Raw genomic sequence first — 3,331 nt, 5'->3', positions numbered from 1 at the left:
TGTAAGCATGACAGCTTGGTTCACAATCCCGGGATACATGCTTTCAAAAAATTTGGAAATACCCCCCAATGCCAATCCCTGCAGCAGGGCATAAGCTGGTACAGTATATTTTGCCAAGTGATGTTTAAATACAGTTAAAATTGCAACACCAAGTCCGCCAAAAACACCAAGCATCATTAATCCATTTACGCGAGGATCTCCCAATGGCAAATTCCATGTGAACAATGCTGTCGTCATAAGAAGCAATAATGAAAGTGCTGTCTTTTGGACCGTGCCCATAATGGTCATGGTGGCGCCTGTTGTGAGATCAAACCCGGAAAAGGTTTTGGCATTTAACGAAGGGTTACCGGAGCGAAATGTTAAATGGCGATTCATGAATAAGCCTCCATGCTGTCGTTAATCGCATTCACCAGTTGATCCATGGCAACCCGATCTTGTTGTTGTGAATCGCGGTGTCGGAGAGTCACAGTTTTGTCCTCTATAGATTGATGATCCACGGTGATGCCGTATGGTGTTCCCGCTTCATCTTGGCGATAATAACGTTTACCGATGGAGCCTTGTTGATCGTAAATCACTTTGAAATGGGGTTTCAATATGTCCATAACTTCGCGACCCATTTCGGGCTGACCATCTTTTTTCACTAATGGACAGACCACAGCCGTCACCGGTGCGATTCGCGGATGGAGTTTCATTACTACACGGTTGTTTTCATCATCTTCCCAATAAGCATCAGAAAGAACTGCCAACATCATGCGGTTTAAACCTGCGGAAGTTTCAATAATGTATGGAAGAAAGCGTTCATTGTTCACTTGATCAAATACTTCCATTTTCTTGCCAGAGAATTCTTGGTGCCGTGCCAGGTCAAAATCGGTGCGGTTGTGAATACCTTCAATCTCGGACCAACCAAATGGGAATTCAAATTCGATATCCCAAGCTTCTTTGGCGTAGTGAGCTAACTCACCTTCACCATGTTCGTGGAATCGGAGTTTTTTCGGATCGATTCCAAGTTGGTTGTAAAAGGCTAATCGTTCATTTTTCCAATCCAACATAGATTGATCATCTGCTCCCGGTTTTACGAAATACTGCATTTCCATTTGTTCAAATTCTCGGGTTCGAAAAATAAAATTTCTCGCTACAATTTCATTCCGAAATGCCTTACCAATTTGGGCAATTCCAAAAGGAACCTTCAGGCGCATGGCATTTTGGGTGAGAAGATAATTAACATAAATTCCTTGTGCCGTTTCGGGGCGGAGGTAAGCGACATTGGCTGATTCTTCAACGGGGCCGATATGAGTTTTAAACATCAAATTAAACTGGCGCGGTTCTGTGAGGTTACCGGTAGTGCCGCATTTGGGGCATTGAATTTCATCCCATTTTCCTTCGTCGGGATTACCATCAAAAAGCTCATCGGCGCGGTAACGTGCTTTACATTGTTTACAATCCACCAATGGATCGTTAAAAGCGCCCACATGTCCCGAAGCTTCCCAAATTTTTGGATGCATTAAAATGCCGCTATCCAGCCCAACAATGTTTTCATGAAGTTGGGTCATGGCCCGCCACCATAGTTGGGATATATTATTTTTTAAGGCAATCCCTAAGGGACCGTAATCATAGACGGCACCGAAGCCGCCGTAAATTTCAGAACTTTGAAAAATAAATCCCCGCCGTTTGCAAAGGGATACAATCTTATCGATACTCATGATAGAGTGAATACTCCGTTATTTTTTTGTCAAATATAAGGAGTGAAAATTAGGGAATTATTTGGATAAATGAATGGTGGGAAATGATGAATGAAATGAATCATTTCTAGTGGCTTTCGCAATAATTCATAAGTTTATTATTGCAATCTTGTGGGAGAGGTTTAGTCCAATTCCTTCAGTTCTCGTTCTATCTCATCGCTGAAAGCTATGGAATCATCTGTGGGATTGACTGATGGAATCGTGCTATGCTTTGATGTACGCATATAAAGCAAAACAATGGTAAGCCCAAGTCCCGCAATAAATAAAGGTGCTAGCCAAGCGAAATAATTAAAGCCTTCTGCTTTGGGCACGGCCAAAACCCGTTCCCCATATTTGTCTGTAAAATAGTCAAGGATTTCAGTTTTGGTTTTCCCTGTATTCACCATACCGGCGATCTTGATTTCCATCTCCTTATTGCCATGATCGTACACCGTACCACTCCAACAACAAGTGGCCATGAGACTCTGTTCAACATCGATAATTAATTTATCTTTCTCATCGGCCCAAAGGATACCGATAAGAATCAAGATGGGGAAGAATCGTTTCATTTCTTTTTCTTCTTTTTCTTGGCAGCTTTGCGTTTCTTTTTTCGTGGTGGTGCTGCCCGTTTTTTGTCAATCAAAGCTACACCTTCTTCTAAGGTCATTTTCTCCGGATCTGTATCCCGAGGTAGGGATGCATTCACTTTTCCATCAGTAAGGTAGGGGCCATATCGCCCGGACTTTAATACTAAAGATTCCCCGGTAGTTGTATGGTCACCCAATGTTCGTAATTCTTGGGGGCCACTATTTCTATTTTTTATTAATTCCAGTGCTTCCGCTAATTCAATGGTTAAGGGAGACATGGTGGGTGGGATAGTTCCATTCTTACCTTTTCCGGCAGTAACGTAGGGCCCAAAGCGACCGTAATCAGCTTTTACATCCTCATCCGTTTCAGGATGTTTTCCCAATATTCTAGGTAATGATAAAAGTTTGAGCGCCATTTCGAGATCAATATCAGCCGATGGTGTTCCCTTGGGGATACCTTTACGTTTACTGGTTTCACCCAACTGAACATATGGGCCATAAGGACCATTTTTAACTAAAACCAATTCGCCTGAATTCGAATCTTTACCTAATTCCCGGTCTTCATTAATCTCTTGGTTCAAAATTTCTAATGCTTTTTCCACATTCAAATCGCCAAGGTATACATCATTGGGTACAGATTTACGTACTTCTCCTTGTTGGACGAAGGGGCCATATTGCCCAACGCGGATTTCAATGGGGTCACCATCATAATCCAGTTGAACGGAACATGCCTTGCCAATATCCACTTTATCATCCAGCATACCCTCTAATCCCACTTGGTCTTCTGAACCAAAATAAAAGTCTTTCATGAAAGGAACCGCATCTAATTCTCCGCGAGAGATTGCATCGAGGCCATCTTCCATATTGGCTGTGAATTGACTGTCGACCAAAGAAGTAAAATGGTTTTCCAAAAGCTGGGTTACAGCAACACCGAGAAAAGTGGGTGTAAGTTTGCCCCGATCTCGAGTGACATAAGTGCGATAAACAATGGTATCAATTATATTTGCAAAAGTGGATGGGCGACCA

4 protein-coding genes are annotated in these 3,331 nt (G+C 42.5%); all 4 read right to left on the bottom strand.

Features of this window, described 5'->3' with window-relative positions; translation table 11 throughout:
- A partial coding sequence (locus tag HN459_09470; protein MBT3479671.1) for a hypothetical protein occupies positions 1-375 on the bottom strand: 375 nt, incomplete at its 3' end.
- Positions 372-1,700 (bottom strand): glycine--tRNA ligase, encoded by a 1,329-nt coding sequence (locus HN459_09465; GenBank protein ID MBT3479670.1) that lies wholly within the window; start codon positions 1,698-1,700, stop codon positions 372-374. The genes HN459_09465 and HN459_09470, both read right to left, overlap by 4 nt.
- Positions 1,701-1,861: 161 nt before the next feature.
- A complete protein-coding gene (locus HN459_09460; GenBank protein ID MBT3479669.1) occupies positions 1,862-2,287 on the bottom strand; it encodes a hypothetical protein in 426 nt (141 codons plus the stop codon).
- A partial coding sequence (locus HN459_09455; protein MBT3479668.1) for a DNA topoisomerase I occupies positions 2,284-3,331 on the bottom strand: 1,048 nt, incomplete at its 5' end. The genes HN459_09455 and HN459_09460, both read right to left, overlap by 4 nt.

The sequence above is a fragment of the Candidatus Neomarinimicrobiota bacterium genome, from assembly GCA_018647265.1.
In the GTDB taxonomy this organism is placed as follows: domain Bacteria; phylum Fidelibacterota; class Marinisomatia; order Marinisomatales; family TCS55; genus TCS55.
Note: the sequence above shows the minus strand (reverse complement) of the source record. Positions and strands in the feature narration are given on the sequence as shown.

Coding starts and splice junctions, on each gene's coding strand:
- HN459_09465 (MBT3479670.1), bottom strand. CDS start 1,700: ATGAGTATCGATAAGATTGTATCCCTTTGCAAACGGCGGGGATTTATT.
- HN459_09460 (MBT3479669.1), bottom strand. CDS start 2,287: ATGAAACGATTCTTCCCCATCTTGATTCTTATCGGTATCCTTTGGGCC.